Raw genomic sequence first — 16,520 nt, forward strand, 5'->3', positions numbered from 1 at the left:
CGAAAGATAGTAAATAAACTATCATTTATAAAGATAGATTGGAAGTCTGTATAAGAAAGTAATTTATTAAGAATAGGACTATTGGTTAATTAGCAAATATAAGAAACCTAGACTTAACTAGTCGAACGAATAGCGATTAAGGATTTGGCTACTCATTCTGATTGAAGCAGGGCTTTGCCCCACAAGGGCCGTTGTCATAGAGTGTTCTGTTGCCGTGAGGATGACTTAATCAAGAGGAGGAAAATATATGAAGGAAAATGTTAAATGGGCAAAACTGTTTGCCATCTTAATGCTCATCTTCAGTGTTTTATCAGGCCCGTTAGAGGCTTTTGCTCAGGATGTCAGTAGCGCACCCGATGTCGAGGAGCTTGTCTCTTCGTCTGTAAATTCGTCGTCAAATGATGATGCAAATGAAAATGCTTCATCAGAATCTGGAGAGGAAGCAAGCTTCCCCCAAGCACAAGCGCTTAATACTAATATCAACGGCACACCTAAAGCCTTACACAATGCAGTTAGAAGTGCCATTGTTTGGGACTATAACAATGCTCGTGAAGCAACTAAGGATGAAGACGGTAACTACGTCTTAAGAGAAGGGTCGCTCTTCGGTTTTGAAATGCAGTTTGACCTAGCAGACTATGATTATAACTTGAACAATGGGGATTACTTTGAGTATGAAATTCCAGCACCTCTAACAGTTCTAGCAGGGAGTTTTGACTTGATTGATGGTCCGACTGGCATTGCAGTTGGTGTTGCGGAAGTTACTTCTAACGGCCCTGGTCAAGGTGGTTCAGTTCATATCAGCATTCAAAACTTAGAAAAATACCTTGAAGCTAAAAAAGCGGATACTGCTTATGGTGTACGGGGAAGTTTCTTTGTACAGTTTAAATCTGATACAATTAAAACTCCAGTTACTATTCGCCTTAAAGATAAAGGTTCCGCTGCAGGCGTAAATATCGTGTTAAAAGTAAATCCGCGTGGCCCAGTCACTGACAACGGCCCTTACCTAAGCGGTGAGAACTTTAACAAGTTATGGGGGGTTATGATTGAAGACCCTTGGGAATCTGTTGCTCTGGGCACTACAGGTAATTATGTTCACCCTTGGCGTGTTCGTCTTAACGCAAGCCTAGGCAAATATAATAAATATGTTGTTTATGATGAAATTTCCCAGGGTAGTGGGGACATGCAGTTTATCCCTGAAAGCTTCCGTCTCTTGTCGGGTAAAAAGATTAATCAGAACTGGGGTTTAGATGATGGTTATGAATTAGAAGAAGGTAGTGACTACTCTATTAGCTTCAGTGATAACTACACTAAGTTCAAAATGACTATCTTCAACCCATCTGGTAAACCTTTCATTTTGGACTATAAAACAACCGCTCCTGGGGATGGGAGTACCGTTGGGAACGTGATTTCTGTTCAAGGTGATGATAAACCCCTCCCTAATAACGCAGTAAACAATAGCACGAAAGAGGAAGTTCGTCGTCGTAGCAGTTTGACGGAAGGCGGGGCTATTCAATTGAATGTTGCCTACCGTATTGTGATTAATAAGGTAGATGCTGAAACTAAGAAGCCTTTAGCGGGCGCTGTCTTTAAAGTAACTGACCCTGATGGGAATGAATTCCGCTTAGCGCCTACTGGTACGGATGGTTCAACCATTTCTGATAAAATTAAAGATTCTTTAGCTGAAAAAGGGACCTTCAAAATTCAAGAAGAGACAGCTCCAGCAGGTTACGAGTTATCCAATGATGTGACTGAAGTAACCGTAACTGAAACAGGCGTAATCCGTACAATTGAGAACAAAAAACGTTCTACAGGGTTTAAGGCTACTAAGGTATGGGTAGGTGACCAAGATGCTTCTAAGCGTCCGTCTGTCAAATTCCAACTTAAGCGTGATGGCGCTAACTATGGCGATGTTAAAGATGTGCCAAAAGCCGGTGGGGTCGTAACTTGGTCTAACTTACCATACTATCAAGATGGTAAGACCGATCCATCTGTCTACACGGTTGAAGAAACTGGCGTAGAAGGTACTGGCTATGAAGTAGCTTATAGTGATCAGACCGCTACAAGTGCAACTGTAACCAACACTTACCGTAACACTGAATTTAAAGCGACCAAAGTTTGGGCTGGCGACCAAGATGCAAGTAAGCGTCCGGCTGTTAAGTTCCAACTCAAACGTGATGGTGTTAACTATGGTGATGCCAAAGACGTTCCTCAAGCAGGCGGGGAAGTAAGCTGGTCTAACTTGCCATATTACCAAGATGGCAAGAATGAGCCTTCTGTCTACACGGTTGAAGAAACTGGCGTAGAAGGTACTGGCTATGAAGTAGCTTATAGTGATCAGACCGCTACAAGTGCAACTGTAACCAACACTTACCGTAACACTGAATTTAAAGCGACCAAAGTTTGGGCTGGCGACCAAGATGCAAGCAAGCGTCCGGCTGTTAAGTTCCAACTTAAGCGTGATGGTGCTAACTATGGCGATGCCAAAGACGTACCTCAAGCAGGCGGGGAAGTAAGCTGGTCTAACTTGCCATACTACCAAGATGGTAAGACTGACCCATCTGTTTACACAGTAGAAGAAACTGGCGTAGAAGGTACTGGCTATGAAGTAGCTTATAGCGATCAAACCGCAACAAGCGCTACTGTAACCAATACTTATCGTACTACCGAGTTCAAAGTAACCAAGGTATGGGCTGGCGATCAAGATGCAAGTAAGCGTCCGTCTGTCAAGTTCCAACTCAAACGTGATGGTGCTAACTATGGTGAAGCTAAGGATGTACCAAAAGAAGGCGGTTTAGTGACTTGGACTAACTTACCATACTACCAAGATGGTAAGACTGAGGCTTCTGTTTACACTGTAGAAGAATTAACTGAAACACCAAATGGCTATGAAGTTACCTACACTTCTGATGCTAATGGTAGTGTGACTGTAACTAACACCTTCAAGACAACCGGTTTTGTTGCAAGTAAAGTTTGGAAAGGCGATAAAGATTCTTCAGTTCGCCCTCAAGCTCAATTCCAACTCTACCGTGATGGGGTAGCTTATGGCCAACCGCAAGCTGTTCCAACAGTTGATGGTCAAGTTGCTTGGACTAACTTACCTTACTACCAAGAAGGTAAGAATGAAGCAAGTGTCTACACTGTTCAAGAAGTACAAGCAGTGGATTCTCCGTATGCAGCGACCTATGCTGATCAAACAGCAAGTACTGTGACTGTAACTAACACACTTCAAAACAAAACAACCAACTTTACCGTTAACAAGCAATGGCGTGGGTTTGGTGCTGATATGAAGCGTCCAAATGCTAAGTTCCAATTAAAACGTGACGGCCAAGCTTATGGTGAACTTCGTGATGTGCCAAAAGAAGACGGTCAAGTTGTTTGGACTGATTTACCACTCTATCAAGATGGGACTACTACACCAAGTGTCTACACTGTTGATGAGTTAGATCCATCTAATGAAGGCGGATATGAATGGAAGGTTGAGGATCTTACTGCCACTTCAGCTAAGATTATTAACTATAACACTGCCAATGAGAAACCTCCAACCCCACCAACTCCTTCTGGTAAGCGTGAATTACCTAAGACTGGTGAACAAGATACAATTTTAACTGGCTTGGCTGGCTTAAGTCTCTTATTAGCAGCGACTTATGTCATCTCTCCAGTACGTCGTCGTAACTAAGTTAGTGCGACCAATAGACGCAAACCCTAAATGCGTAAAAACTCAGAGCTTGAGCTCTGAGTTTTTTTAGTTTGTGATTATAAAAAAGCTCCCCCAATTGAGGGAGAGACAAATACTTATAATTGGAAGAATTCAACCAAGTAACGGGCTAAGCCGTCTTGGTCATTGGTGTAAGTCGTTATATCGTTAGCGATTGCCTTAAGAGGTTCAATGGCGTTTGCCATGGCTACACCATGGCCAGCATAAGCAATCATAGACAAATCATTGTGTTGGTCCCCAAAAGCCATAATATGAGAGTTAGGAATATGGTAGAACTTAGCTAGTCGATCAATCCCATAGGCTTTGTTAACTCCTTTTTGGACAACTTCCAAAAAGGGAAGGGTGCCGCCCCAAGTGTCAATATCCACCGTATGACCGTATTCTTTTAATAGTAGTTTTTTAATTGGCTCTTGAGTCTCAGCGGTTGAAAAGACGCTAAGTGATGTCGGGCCAAAGGTCAGACTCTCTGGTGTCATCAAGGTTAGATCGTTTGGATCAACTTGGAAGAAGGGACTATCCGGAATATCATAACTAGAAACAAATACATAGCCAGGTCCTTCAGCACAGACTAAGGAAACACCCAAGTCACGACTTTGATCCATAATTTTGAGTGCTAGTTCTCTTGGGACTTCCGCTTCATAGCGTGCTTGCCAGTTGGGACGACCAGGATAGTGGGCACAAGCTCCATTGAGGTTAAGAATGGGCGCCTGAGGGTCAAGCGCCTTGTAAAACTGTTGACTGTTGCGGTAAGGTCTCCCAGTGGCGATAACGACCAGGTGCCCCATATCACGTACTTTTTGTAGGACTTGAATGGTATAGGGACTTAATTGTGATTGATTATTTAAGGTTGTGCCATCTAAATCAATGGCGATGAGATAGGCTTGCATGGAAATCCTCCTTATCATCTTAGTATAGCCATTTCTGCCTTGGCTTTCAACTCTTAATGACAGGCAAGATGCTTGATTTTTCTACTAAATAGCTTACAATGAAGGAGTAATTGCCAAGGAAAGGGGCTTGTGACCATGAGTCAAGAACTAACAGAAAAACTACAGACCCAGATTCAAACCGCTTTGGAAGAAGTGATTGACCCAGAACTGGGAATTGATATCGTCAATCTTGGCTTGGTTTATGAAGTCGATTTAAGCGAAGAAGGGGTCTGTGAAGTTCAGATGACTTTGACCACAATTGGTTGTCCTTTAGCAGATGTTATCATCAATGATGTCAAACAGGCTTTGCTTAAGATTGACCAAATTAAAGAAGTTAAGGTTGAGTTGGTTTGGTATCCAGCTTGGGACCCAAGTCGCATGAGTCGCTATGCCCGTATCGCCTTAGGCGTTAAATTATAGGAGGGATATTATGCGTGAGTTAGCAGATTTACAAGCCGTTGAGGATTTCAAAGCACAAAATCCGGAGGGACTAGTCATTGATGTCCGGTCTCAAGCGGATTATGAAGAAGGTCATATGGAGGGAGCACTTCATCATCCTGAGGAAACTATCTTGACGGATTTAGCTGATAGAGATAAGACGTTGCCAATTGCGGTTTACTGTAACCGAGGTGTTAAGTCACGCCGTGTGGCACAAAGTCTCGAAGCAGCGGGCTTCAGCAATATTTACAACTATACACCTGGCTTAAAAGGTTAAGAAAAGTTTAAAGTCAAAAAAGGTCAGAGAAAACTCTTGACCTTTTTTGACTTTTGGTCTATACTAAGAATGTGCCCAAGATTGGGCTATTATTAAACACTAAAAACACTGACTATTTTTGACCAAACAACTATAAAGGAAGGTGCTAAGATGATTGAAAAAATGACAACAACCATGCAAGAAGCTTTGGGTCAAGCGCAACAGATTGCCATTACCCGGCAACATCAGGAAATTGATATTCCTCATCTCTGGCATGTTCTGATTCAACCTAATGAATTTGCGGCACGTCTCTATGAAGAAATTGGCGTTCCTATGGAAGAATTTCGCCAACTAGTCAACAAGGAGATTGACGCAATCAGTGTCGTATCAGGAAGCAATGTCCAGTATGGCCAAGCCATTAGTCAACGACTTAACCAACTTTTTGCAGTAGCTAACCAGATTGCTAAGGACAATAAGGATGAATTTTTATCTACTGAAGTTGTTCTATTGGCACTCTACAAACAAAAGGGCAATCCCTTGACTCAATTCTTGAATCAACATGATATCAGTGAGTCTAAATTAAAAGAACGTATCGATCAATTGAGAGGAGGATCACGCGTGACTTCACAAAACCAAGAAGAAACCTATGAAGCTTTAGCCAAGTATGCTACAAACCTTGTCCAAGCCGTAAGAGAGAATAAACTAGATCCAGTCATCGGACGTGATGAAGAAATTCGGGATGTCATCCGAATCCTATCACGTAAGACCAAGAACAACCCAGTCTTAATCGGGGAACCAGGTGTTGGTAAGACTGCCATTGTGGAAGGTTTAGCCCATCGTATTGTAAGACGCGATGTACCTGAGAACCTCAAAGATAAGGAAATCTACAGCCTTGATATGGGGGCCTTGATTGCCGGAGCCAAGTATCGCGGTGAATTTGAAGAACGTCTCAAGGCCGTTCTTAAGGAAGTGAAACAGTCAGAAGGCAGAATCTTGCTCTTCATTGATGAGATTCACCTGATTGTGGGGGCTGGTAAGACAGATGGCGCTATGGACGCCGGCAACTTGCTCAAACCTATGTTGGCGCGTGGGGAGTTGCACTGTATTGGTGCCACTACCTTAGACGAATATCGTGAGAACATTGAAAAGGATAAGGCTTTGGAACGTCGTTTCCAACGGGTACTTGTTCAAGAGCCGACCGTGGAAGATACCATTTCCATTCTGCGGGGGCTTAAGGAACGCTTCGAAATCCACCATGGGGTTAACATTCATGACAACGCCTTGGTGGCAGCAGCTATCCTGTCCAATCGCTACATTACCGATCGTTTCTTACCTGATAAGGCTATCGACTTAGTGGACGAGGCCTGTGCTACCATTCGGGTGGAAATTAACTCTATGCCGACAGAAATGGACCAAGTCAATCGTCGTCTCATGCAACTCGAAATCGAAGAAGCAGCACTTAAGAAAGAACACGACGAAGCAAGTAAGAAACGCTTAGAGAACTTACAAGAAGAATTGGCTGATTTACGCGAACAAGCCAACATGCTCAAAATGCGTTGGGAAATCGAAAAAGAAGCTTCAAACAAAATGCGTGACAAACGCCTGGAGTTAGAAGCGGCTCGTCACCAACTCGAAGAAGCGGAAGCTAGCTATGATTTGGAACAGGCAGCCGTCCTGCGCCATGGTAAGATTCCGCAATTAGAGAAGGAACTAGCAGAACTTGAAGCCAAAGAAACTGTGCCACGTCATGAACGTCTGACCCAAGAATCAGTGACTGACGAAGAAATCGCGCAGGTTGTAGGTCGATTGACAGGAATTCCGGTTAATCGACTGGTGGAAGGTGAACGTGAAAAATTACTTAAGCTTAGCGATACCCTACATGAACGCGTTATTGGCCAAGACGAGGCAGTCGATAAGGTAGCGGAAGCTGTCTTACGTTCTCGTGCAGGCTTACAAAACCCTAACCGTCCAATCGGTTCCTTCCTCTTCTTAGGACCTACTGGGGTAGGGAAGACAGAGTTAGCTAAAGCCTTGGCAGAAACCCTCTTTGACTCAGAAAGCCATCTGGTCCGAATCGATATGTCCGAGTATATGGAGAAACACAATGTCTCTCGTCTGGTAGGGGCTCCTCCAGGCTACGTAGGTTATGAAGAGGGCGGTCAATTAACAGAAGCCGTACGTCGGACACCTTATACTATTGTCTTATTAGATGAAATTGAGAAGGCTCATCCAGACGTCTTCAATATCCTACTCCAAGTTCTTGACGACGGTCGCTTGACCGACTCTAAAGGTCGGACTGTTGACTTCAAGAATACAGTGCTGATTATGACCTCTAATATTGGCTCAAGCCTTTTGTTAGAAGGAGTAGAGGACGATGGCAGCATCAATCCAGAGACAGCGGCTCAAGTGCGTCAACTCTTGCGTCAACACTTCAAGCCAGAGTTCCTCAACCGGATTGACGACACCGTACTCTTTACACCATTGGCACAAAGCCACATGAATAAGATTGTCTTCAAACTCTTGAAGAGTCTGCAAGAACGTTTGGCTTACCAAGATATTAGCCTAGAGCTAGATGATCAAGCAGCTACTTGGTTAGCTCATAATGGCTATGATCCAGTCTACGGGGCACGTCCACTCATGCGCTATATGACGCGTGAATTAGAAACGCCATTAGCTAAGGCTATCATTGCCGGGGACATACAACCTAACTCGCATGTGATGGTGCAGTTAGAAGATGACCACCTTGTCTTTGAATCAAAACCTAATCAAGAATAAGGGCGAGTAAGATGACTAAGTTAACTTAGTCATCTTTTTTAATGTGCAAGGCCTTCTTATTTACTTGACTTTCTTTCTAGCCTAGCGTAAGGTAAAATTAAACATAAAGAGTTAATCTCTCGTGATTTTTGACAATCCCAATGACTTATTGCTTGATTAGGATTGCTAGGAGGAGCGCTATGGCACGCTACGATAAATATATTATGAAATACATTGGTTTAATCACCCTCATTGTCTTGGTTGTATGGAACTGGAATTCCATTATGGGCTTAGTCGGCTCAATCTATAAGACTTTAGGACCAATTATTAACGGGGCTATTTTTGCCTACATCTTGAATCTACTTATGGTTCGCTACGAAAGGCTTTTGTCTAAGTTACAGGTAAAAATGCCGTTGATTAAAGAACTGAAGCGACCAGTATCGATGCTCTTATCCCTCTTGACTTTTGTCTTGGCGGTTATTATGATTCTGGTCCTAGTCTTACCACAGTTATCGACCGCTATTAGTCGTTTTATTGAGGTAATTCCAAGTGTCAGCACTTGGCTACAGAAGGCGATTGAAGAGTATGATGCTTATTTTCCTCAGCTGCAGACCCTCATGTCACAGCTTAATATCAACTGGGGTAGCCTGATTCAACAATCCATGACAGTTCTTAACAGCTTGTCTTCTAACTTCTTAAACATTACCTTTACGACAATTACTGGGGTGGCATCTAATACTATTAACTCCATCCTGTCCTTGATGGTTGCCCTCTATATTTTGGGGTCTAAGGAACGTCTTTTACTACAAGGTAAGCGGCTCATTATGGCCTACTTGAAACCTAGCCACGCTCAGACTCTCTTAGATATTATTCGCCTAATGAATGAATCCTTCACTAATTTCTTCGTGGGGATGACCTTGGAAGGCATCATTCTGGGCAGCCTAGTCACTGTTGCAGCCAGCATCTTCAATCTGCCATATGCGGGTATGTTAGGAGTGATTGCTGGGGTTATGGCCTTAATTCCTATTATTGGTGGCTATATCTCTGCAGCAGTAGGGACTCTCATGCTATTGGCTGTTTCACCAAGCCAGGCGCTCTTTTATCTGGTCATGGTCATCATTATCATGCAACTGGAAGGGAACCTAATCTATCCACGTGTGGTGGGAGGTTCTATTGGGTTACCAGGTCTCTGGGTCTTAGTGGCCTTCACAGTCGGTGGGGGCTTAATGGGGATTTCAGGCATGATTCTTGGGATTCCATTAGCAGCGACCCTTTACAAATTATTAGGTCGTGACGTTCTTATGCGGGAGAAACGCCAAACCTTGACTATTCTTGAATAAGTTAGATAGCGAGAGCAGTCATGCTCTCGCTATTTTAATAGGATTATTTGGTGACTGTAAAGGCTTTATGTTATAATTGAACCATCAAATTTATCCTTTGATTTAAGTACTCGAGGGTAAGGAGGTCAATAAGATGAAACACTTGACTAAGCAATTGTTAGTTGGCTGTTTAGGATTAATTTTTCTTGTCAACTATATGGGCCAAAGTGTCGCTGCACGCCCACCTATTTTAGATGCTTCCTCTGAGGTAAGTTCTAATGAGGAAAGTTCTAAAGCAAGTGAGGGAGGTTCATTGATATCTGAAGAGTCTGAGCGTATGACCTTCCCTGAATTACAGGATAAGCTAGAGCAAGCGCGACAAAAGGTTTTAAGTGTTAAACTTACAGCAAAGACCTCTCGAAAAACTAAGGAGTTTTCTGTGCCAAGTGAAGATGCCTATATAGCCTGGAACAAATTTGAAGCCAGTGATGACCAGAAGAGTGAGCCGATTCTTTCCTTTAATCATGAAGAATTCAATTTGGCTGGCATACTTAAATTTGAGTATTACTTGACTAAGAAAGCTCAAGATGACTATCTTTTGTATACGAAATCAGAGGCTAATCAGAATAGCTATAGGCAGATAACTTACCCCTTTGCCTATGTCAATTACCAGGATATTCTTACGTCCATTATTTTACTTGATGCCCCATACGCTAAGGTTGAACTTAAAGATTCGAGTTATCATGTCTACATCAGTGACAAGGACCAGTCCTTAACCCACCTTTTCCTCTTTAGTATTGGGCGAGATAAAGTAGGCCAAGAAAAAAGTAGTCTTGAGCTTGTCATCGACCAGAAGGATTTTAATCTTAAGGGCTTAAACTATTACTATCAAGACGATCAAGAACAGCGGTCCGCAGAGCTATCGGTAGCAGATATTAATCAAGTCTCCGAGAAAGATCTGACCTTGGCTCCATGGACGCAAGAGGCTGTCTTGGAAGAGGACAGCAGTTCTGATAGGACTGAATCAAGTGATGAAACAAGTGAAGCTACTGACTCCAGCCAAAGTCGTGAGTCCTCTCCTAAGGCTAGTCAAATCATGGAAGAAGCATGGCGAGAGCGGCTACTTTCTTCGGTTTTCATGTCCTTCGAGAAAATTATCCTATCTGATGACAAGACCAATGTCACAGCCTTAGAAGGTGACATGGCCTATGATAAGGTTGGGCAAATAATTGGTCTTCATTACTTTGGTATTCTAGATCATGGCTATCCTGATGGCCGGTTCGTTGAAATCATCAAGAGCTTGAATGACAAAACCTTTTATGGGCGTCTCAATACCCAATGGTACACGATATCGACAGCTAAAACAGAGGATATCAAACCAGAATACCAGCGCCTGATGACAGTCTTAGCAGACAAAAAGCTAACTGAAAAAATGACCGTTGAAGAATCGGAAACAAGTTACTTGTTGAAATTGCAAGGCCATGACCTTGGCCTCCTTGGTGATTTGTCAAGAGACTTGCTAATGGATTTGACGGAGACAGACTCAAATGAAAGGCAAGGCAAGTTTAGTTTGACTGTAGAGGTTTCTAAAAAGGAACATTATCTCCAATCACTTGATTTGAAGGTAGAGACCCAAATAGAAGGGAGCCCCCACATCCAGCATGCTAAAATTTCCTTTAGTCGCCATAATAAGGTCTCAGATATGAAATTTGAGCTTCCTAGCGAGGCCAAAGATGCTAGACCAATTGAAGAGCTCTCATCTTCTGAAGAATCGAATTGGTAAGTTTGTATAAATAGTTTTCAGACTTTAGTGAAAGTGCTATAATAGACTTAGAAACTTGAGAGGAGGAATAACTCGTGTATCTACTTATCTTGTTGGGGGTTGCTTTTGCGACGGCCACGCTCTTCTTCAAGCAGAAGTTGCCGACAGCACTTTTAGCATTAGCTTCCTTTGCTTGGTATTTTGAAGCTTGGCAGTCTGATGGACTCTTACCCTTTATCATTTTCTCAGTTGGGGTAGTCATGGTCATCTTAGAGTTCTACTTACCACAAACAGGTTTTGCAGGCCTTATTGGCTCAGTTGTCATGGGCTTGGTACTCCAATACCATACACAGAATTGGCAAGAGACCTGGCTCTTACTCTTCGGGATTGGACTTGTCAGTGTGACAGTCTTCTTCGTCCTATTGAAGTTTGGCCTTTCTATTAAGGTCAATGAAGCCTTAATTCTAGATGCGCAGATTAACTCTCATGCTCGAGGAAGACAAGGAGACCAGGCAGCTAGTGCTGATCACCCGCTCATTGGCCACCCAGGACATGCTATTTCAGATTTGAAGCCGGTTGGTAAAGTCGAAGTAGATGGCCAGGTCTATGAAGCGCGGAGTGCCCACAACTTTATTAGTCAAGGGGCGACGGTTGCGGTGCAGGCTGTTAGCCAAGGGACACTTGTTGTTAGAAAAGGAGGAGAAGCATAATGAATGGATGGATTCCATTAGGTTTATTAATTATCGTCTTATTAGTACTGATTAGCCTCTTCTTCCGCTTTGTACCAGTAGGTTTATGGATTACCGCCTACTTCTCTGGTGTTAAAGTGGGGATTGGGAATTTAATCGGGATGCGTTTGCGGCGGGTTGTGCCAAAAATGATTATTAACCCAATGATTAAGGCAACCAAAGCAGGCTTAGTCATTAATACAAATGAACTTGAAGCCCACTATTTAGCAGGTGGGAATGTCAACATGGTCATTGATGCCTTAATTGCGGCTCAACGTGCCAATATTGACTTGGAATTCGAACAAGCAGCTGCTATTGATTTGGCAGGGCGTAACGTTTTTGAAGCCGTTCAAGTATCGGTTAACCCTAAGGTAATTGAAACCCCAATTATTGCGGGTGTCGCTATGGACGGGATTGAAGTTAAGGCCAAAGCTAAAGTGACCGTACGTGCCAATATCGAACGTTTAGTCGGGGGTGCTGGTGAAGAAACCATCATTGCCCGTGTTGGTGAAGGGATTGTTACGACCGTAGGTAGTGCCGCTAAGCACTCCATTGTCCTAGAGAACCCAGACTCTATTTCCCAAACTGTTTTACGTAAAGGTTTAGACTCAGGGACTGCCTTTGAGATTCTATCCATTGATATTGCGGACGTTGATGTGGGCCGTAACATCGGGGCTAAATTGCAAGCTGACCAAGCTGTAGCAGACAAGAAGATTGCTCAAGCTAAGGCTGAAGAACGTCGTGCCTTCGCGGTTGCCCAAGAACAAGAAATGTTGGCCGAAGTACAACGCATGCGTGCTAAAGTGGTTGAAGCAGAATCTGAAGTGCCATTAGCTATTGCCGAAGCTTTCCGTAAAGGCAACCTAGGCATTCATGATTACTATCAATTACAAAATATCCAAGCCGATACTGCCATGCGTGAATCCATTGCTAAGGATGAAAAACCAGCCGGCGACACAGTGATTTCTGAATAGGACACTTAAGTCATGATGAAAGGGGAGTTAACCAATGAGAGGCTATATCTTTTTGCTGATTTTCCTTGCGTCTTTCCTCATCCCTAAAATTCGGGACATGATTCGTGATAATGCGGCGGGCAAGCAAGCAAGATTCCGCCAGAACCCAATGCCACAAGTAGACCCTCAGTATTCACTAAGAAATCTGTCAGCTCAATTGAATGTGCTCATGGCTGCAGCACAGGATCCTAATCTCACTGATCAGGAGAGAGCCTCATTAGAAGATAAGATTGATTATCTTAACCAAGAATTAGACCAAGCTCTAGGTGCTGAGGAAATTGAGGCTGATAATCTCTTACAAGCAAAAGGCGAAGCGGGACAGTCTATGTTGGACGAGGTTGAGTTTGATCAGGCTCAAGCTCAAATGGAAGCGTCCTTGGCTGATCGGTGGGGTGTCAGTGACCAAGATTGGTCCTTAGCCGAATCTGATACAGATGCCATTCAACTTGAACGTATAGGTGCTTCTAATCACCACCATACAGGGCCTGGTTCTAAACTCACCAAGCTCAATCGCAAGACCCTTAAGGATGCGGTTATTTATAGTGAGATTCTCAAACCAAAGTATCAATCTAAATGATATGGAATGGAGGTAGGAAGTGATTCCTGCCTCTTTTTGTGTATAGTTAGACACAAAATAATCAGGAAACTTGCTTTTATTGCCTAAAGTGCTAGGATGAAAGTAGGATTACTGTGTCCAGAAAAGAGGGATGACTAAATGTCAGATTTTAAACAGTATATTAAGAATATCGGCCATGTTGATTTTGAGCTCCAACCTCTCAATGAGGTAGATATTGCAGTTATGGTCGAAATGGTCTATCTCAAGTTAGATGATTATGTCAGTCATGTTATATCCGAATCAAAAGCCATTTCTGTGATGGATTTTTACCAGCAATTTGCGCAAGACAAAAAAGAAATTCAAGAGGAAAATCCTTTCTTAATTTCCAAGGGGCGTCTTGAGGTAGCCAAGGCCGCAGCCCAAGCATCACGCTATCGTAATATTCAGATTTTCGGCTTTCAATCCGACTTAGACCTCAAGTTAGAGAAGCAGTTTGCGGCGGCAACCTTCTATATTCCGGAAGTTAATACCTATTTGGTAGTCTTCCGTGGGACAGATGAAACGATTGTGGGTTGGAAGGAAGACTTCAATATGAGCCACCAAACCCAGGTGCCGGCTCAGGATGCTGCTAGAGAATACCTGACCAAAGTCATGACTGAATTTGATGGGCAATATATTATAGCCGGTCACTCCAAAGGAGCCAACTTAGCAATTTATGCCGCTAGTCAACTTGATAAAAAGCTACAGAATCAAGTGTCGGCCATTTATGCTTATGACGGGCCGGGTTACCAAAGGGATTTTCTAGAGACAGAGGGCTATTTGGCCATTGAGTCCAAGATTCATGCCTTCCAGCCAGAGGATGCGGTGGTCAGTCAGATTCTCTTCCATACAGTTCAAGCCAAGGTGGTCGCCTGCAAAGGCATTAGCATGATGCAACACCTGCTAGAGAACTGGCAAATCGATAAGATAAGTTTCAAGGAAGTAGAGTCGGTAACCCCAGGGAGTCAGCGTCTTCAAGCTACCCTTGGTCAATGGGTTGACCAGCATTCTGCCCAAGAGTTAGAAGAATTCTTCGGTGCCATATTTGGCATTATTGAGGCTACAGGTATTGAAACCTTGAATGAGATAGGCGACAATTTCCTCATGTTTCTTATCTCGCTACAACGTGAAATCCGTGATACAGAGGATAGTGACTTGCTAAAAGAAGGATTCGCTCAGCTCCAAGCCATCTATAAGGAGCAGGGGGATGAAACAAATGCCAACTTCTTGGAAGTCGTTCAAGGCAAGATAGATAGTGCCACAAGCTTCATCAAGGACCTAGTTCCTGACGCCCTATTGCCAGGTAAATCTGAAAATAAGCAAGTAGAAGAAGAAGGGGACCCACAAGCCAAAAGTGAGGAAACAGAGCATGGCGCGATTTGATTATGAGCCTCTCAATCTCTATGATAACTTTGCGACTGCTAGTCGCAAATGGCCTCGTGTTCCCATTTATTTTGATCAGACTTTAGCTGCTTTCCCGGAATTAGGTCTTGAAACTAGCTATCAGGATGCTTTAAAATCCATTGATCGACGTGCTAAGCAGTTAGCCAGATTAGGTATTAAGGCTGGGACTATGGTCATGGTCTATAAGGCGCCTGCTTTTGACACCTATCTTTTAGCGCTTGCCTTGACTAAACTTGGTGCGGTACCAGTTATGGTGTCCTATCACTTAGGAGCTGAGGTTATTAAGGTCTTCGGCCAAAGACTGGGGCAAGGACATGCCTTAATTTACGACCAGAAAACGGCTAAAAATGTGTCACAACTTGCCACTCCAAATGGCTCAAGTTACTTAAGTCTTGACTCTATACTAGATGCGAAAGAAGTAAATGAGCTTGAGTCAACTAAGTTCGATTTAGATGCTATTGCCTATATGACCCATACATCGGGCACAACTGGAATTCCAAAGCTTATCTGTCACTCTTGCTCTAGCATGGGCTGGCGGACCCTCTGGCAGAAGCGGGTCTTAGACCTGATGCAAGAGAGAAAACTCTGTAGTTTTTTGGTTAGTCCTGTGCATTCACGTTTCAATATTGGGGTTTCTAGCCTTATGTCCTTGGGCTTTCCCATGATGCCGCTATCGAATCCTGACCTATCTTCAGTGGAGGCTGCTTTCAGAGCACACCCACCTTATGCAGTGGAAACTCATCCTAATCATTTTGTTCAGTGGCGTGGTCTAGCACAGGGCCATCCGGACCTCTTTAAGGAAACTAAGTACTTCCATTCGACTTTTGATGCCATTAATGGCGATACCATGGCTTCATTCTTGAAGGCAGCTAAGGCTAACCATCCTGTCTTCCTACAGGTCTACGGACAAAGTGAATGTGGGCCTATGATTTTAAGAGCCCATCGCTTAAGAAGCTTAGCTAATCTCGAAGCCAGAGACATGGGACTAGGCCTAGGCGACTTAACCGAGGCCAGAATATGTGATGCTGAGGGTAATCCTGTCAAGCAAGGCCAACCAGGACATATCCAACTCTATTCCAAGGGCAGGGCGCTAACTTACTATCAAGAAGAAGAGCGATTTGCTGAAAATGTCTATGGTGACTGGTGGGATAGCAGCGACTACGGTTATATAGATCAGCGGGGCCATCTCTATCTCCAAGATCGCCAAGTCGATCTAGTTGAGGATCTACCAAGTACACTTGCATTAGAGGATGTTCTTTTGGATAAACTGGATTTTTTGGCTGAAGTGGTCATTATTAGAGACCCAAAGGGCTATGCACAGCCGGTTATTGCAGTCAACGGTGGCATGACCATGGATTGGCAAGCATGGTGGGAAGTGACCGCGGATATGCCTCACCTCAACCAAGCAATTATCTTGGAGTGGGGAGAGATTCCACGAACCGCAACCATGAAGGTCCAACGGCTAGCGCTTAGCCAACAGATATTTAGTTGAGCAATTCGAGATATAGAGCAAGGTTTGACATAACTTAGGCCTTGCTTTTTCTTATGAGATGGTGTATATTATATAAGGTTGCATCACCTGATGCACCAATTCGCACGTTCGTTGATAG

12 protein-coding genes are annotated in these 16,520 nt (G+C 43.5%); 11 read left to right on the forward strand and 1 reads right to left on the reverse strand.

What is annotated here, in order from left to right; all coding sequences use genetic code 11:
- Window positions 1-247: 247 nt before the first annotated feature.
- Window positions 248-3,676 (forward strand): Cna B-type domain-containing protein, encoded by a 3,429-nt coding sequence (locus V7R82_RS04595; RefSeq protein WP_338543672.1) that lies wholly within the window; start codon window positions 248-250, stop codon window positions 3,674-3,676.
- 116 nt (window positions 3,677-3,792) lie between these two features.
- Here V7R82_RS04595 and V7R82_RS04600 read toward each other — a convergent pair whose 3' ends face one another.
- Window positions 3,793-4,602, reverse strand: a complete 810-nt coding sequence (locus tag V7R82_RS04600) for a Cof-type HAD-IIB family hydrolase (protein WP_338543673.1) — start codon at window positions 4,600-4,602, stop codon at window positions 3,793-3,795.
- A 135-nt stretch (window positions 4,603-4,737) separates the two neighbouring features.
- Between V7R82_RS04600 and V7R82_RS04605 the strand changes: the two genes are divergently transcribed.
- The 10 genes from V7R82_RS04605 (at window position 4,738) to V7R82_RS04650 (ending at window position 16,402) form a co-directional block, all read left to right on the forward strand.
- Complete coding sequence (locus tag V7R82_RS04605) at window positions 4,738-5,061, forward strand: metal-sulfur cluster assembly factor (protein WP_070755633.1); 324 nt, start codon at window positions 4,738-4,740, stop codon at window positions 5,059-5,061.
- Between the two features lie 10 nt (window positions 5,062-5,071).
- On the forward strand, window positions 5,072-5,356 hold the full coding sequence (locus V7R82_RS04610; protein WP_291428483.1) for a rhodanese-like domain-containing protein: 285 nt from the start codon (window positions 5,072-5,074) through the stop codon (window positions 5,354-5,356).
- Between the two features lie 150 nt (window positions 5,357-5,506).
- Window positions 5,507-8,110, forward strand: coding sequence for an ATP-dependent chaperone ClpB (gene clpB / locus V7R82_RS04615; protein ID WP_338543676.1), 2,604 nt, complete (start codon window positions 5,507-5,509; stop codon window positions 8,108-8,110).
- Window positions 8,111-8,289: 179 nt separating this feature from the next.
- Window positions 8,290-9,429, forward strand: a complete 1,140-nt coding sequence (locus tag V7R82_RS04620; protein WP_291432235.1) for an AI-2E family transporter — start codon at window positions 8,290-8,292, stop codon at window positions 9,427-9,429.
- Between the two features lie 133 nt (window positions 9,430-9,562).
- Entirely contained in the window at window positions 9,563-11,191 is a 1,629-nt protein-coding gene (locus V7R82_RS04625) for a DUF6612 family protein (RefSeq protein ID WP_338543678.1), read from the forward strand.
- A 74-nt stretch (window positions 11,192-11,265) separates the two neighbouring features.
- Window positions 11,266-11,880, forward strand: a complete 615-nt coding sequence (locus V7R82_RS04630; protein ID WP_338543680.1) for an NfeD family protein — start codon at window positions 11,266-11,268, stop codon at window positions 11,878-11,880.
- Window positions 11,880-12,872: a flotillin-like protein FloA gene (gene floA, locus V7R82_RS04635; protein WP_070755627.1), complete on the forward strand. Its 993-nt coding sequence runs from the start codon at window positions 11,880-11,882 to the stop codon at window positions 12,870-12,872. Before V7R82_RS04630 ends, floA begins: the two co-directional genes overlap by 1 nt.
- A 34-nt stretch (window positions 12,873-12,906) precedes the next feature.
- Window positions 12,907-13,488: a hypothetical protein gene (locus V7R82_RS04640; RefSeq protein WP_338543683.1), complete on the forward strand. Its 582-nt coding sequence runs from the start codon at window positions 12,907-12,909 to the stop codon at window positions 13,486-13,488.
- 138 nt (window positions 13,489-13,626) lie between these two features.
- The gene (locus V7R82_RS04645) at window positions 13,627-14,889 is read left to right on the forward strand and encodes an Mbeg1-like protein (protein ID WP_338543685.1); all 1,263 of its coding nucleotides are present in this window, start codon (window positions 13,627-13,629) and stop codon (window positions 14,887-14,889) included.
- Window positions 14,876-16,402, forward strand: a complete 1,527-nt coding sequence (locus V7R82_RS04650) for an AMP-binding protein (RefSeq protein WP_338543687.1) — start codon at window positions 14,876-14,878, stop codon at window positions 16,400-16,402. Before V7R82_RS04645 ends, V7R82_RS04650 begins: the two co-directional genes overlap by 14 nt.
- The last annotated feature ends 118 nt before the right edge of the window (window positions 16,403-16,520 follow it).

Source organism: Abiotrophia defectiva ATCC 49176 (assembly GCF_037041345.1).
Taxonomy (GTDB): domain Bacteria; phylum Bacillota; class Bacilli; order Lactobacillales; family Aerococcaceae; genus Abiotrophia.

Excerpts from the sequence above, each read along its gene's own strand:
- V7R82_RS04625 (WP_338543678.1), top strand. The coding sequence starts at position 9,563 with ATGAAACACTTGACTAAGCAATTGTTAGTTGGCTGTTTAGGATTAATT.
- V7R82_RS04645 (WP_338543685.1), top strand. The coding sequence starts at position 13,627 with ATGTCAGATTTTAAACAGTATATTAAGAATATCGGCCATGTTGATTTT.
- V7R82_RS04605 (WP_070755633.1), top strand. The coding sequence starts at position 4,738 with ATGAGTCAAGAACTAACAGAAAAACTACAGACCCAGATTCAAACCGCT.
- V7R82_RS04600 (WP_338543673.1), bottom strand. The coding sequence starts at position 4,602 with ATGCAAGCCTATCTCATCGCCATTGATTTAGATGGCACAACCTTAAAT.
- V7R82_RS04650 (WP_338543687.1), top strand. The coding sequence starts at position 14,876 with ATGGCGCGATTTGATTATGAGCCTCTCAATCTCTATGATAACTTTGCG.
- V7R82_RS04610 (WP_291428483.1), top strand. The coding sequence starts at position 5,072 with ATGCGTGAGTTAGCAGATTTACAAGCCGTTGAGGATTTCAAAGCACAA.
- V7R82_RS04620 (WP_291432235.1), top strand. The coding sequence starts at position 8,290 with ATGGCACGCTACGATAAATATATTATGAAATACATTGGTTTAATCACC.
- V7R82_RS04640 (WP_338543683.1), top strand. The coding sequence starts at position 12,907 with ATGAGAGGCTATATCTTTTTGCTGATTTTCCTTGCGTCTTTCCTCATC.
- clpB (WP_338543676.1), top strand. The coding sequence starts at position 5,507 with ATGATTGAAAAAATGACAACAACCATGCAAGAAGCTTTGGGTCAAGCG.
- floA (WP_070755627.1), top strand. The coding sequence starts at position 11,880 with ATGAATGGATGGATTCCATTAGGTTTATTAATTATCGTCTTATTAGTA.
- V7R82_RS04595 (WP_338543672.1), top strand. The coding sequence starts at position 248 with ATGAAGGAAAATGTTAAATGGGCAAAACTGTTTGCCATCTTAATGCTC.